Annotated in this window: 1 protein-coding gene; it reads right to left on the minus strand. The window is 83.5% G+C overall.

Features of this window, described 5'->3' with window-relative positions:
* Window positions 1-504, minus strand: a 504-nt coding sequence (locus tag NUM_RS33785) for a bifunctional adenosylcobinamide kinase/adenosylcobinamide-phosphate guanylyltransferase (protein WP_207129000.1), incomplete at both ends; no start/stop codon positions are given.

Below are 504 nucleotides of genomic sequence, written 5' to 3' on the forward strand. Positions count from 1 at the left end.
GCCGGGACGGCCGCGGCGGGCACGGCGGCGTCACCGGCGGCGGGCAGCCACAGGGTGCGGCCGGCGACGACCAGCGCGACCCGGTCGCTGACGTCGGCCACCGCGCGGTTGATCGCGCCGAGCAGGTCGGCGAAGCGTCGCCCGGTCCGCGACGCCGGCACCACGGACAGCCCGACCTCCGGGCTGACCAGGACGATGGTGGCGGCCGGGCACGCCGCGACCGCCGCGGCCAGGCGCGCCGGCGCGTCCGCGAGCAGGGCGTCGCGCGCATCGCCCCCGGTCGGTGCCGGCGCGGCGGCAGCGGCCCCGCCGCCCGCCGACTCGGCTCCGGTCGCGGACGTTGCCGCCGCGCCGGCTCCGGTCCCGGGCGGCCCGGCCGGGTCGGCTCCGGTCGCGGAGGATGCGCCGTCCGGCGAGGTGCTCTCGCCGGACGTCCCGGCAGTGGCGGCCGGGTCGCCGTCGGCCGCGGGGCTCTCGGTCCCGGCCGCCGGGGCGGCGCCGGCC

The sequence above is a fragment of the Actinocatenispora comari genome (assembly GCF_017312725.1).
Taxonomy (GTDB): domain Bacteria; phylum Actinomycetota; class Actinomycetes; order Mycobacteriales; family Micromonosporaceae; genus Actinocatenispora; species Actinocatenispora comari.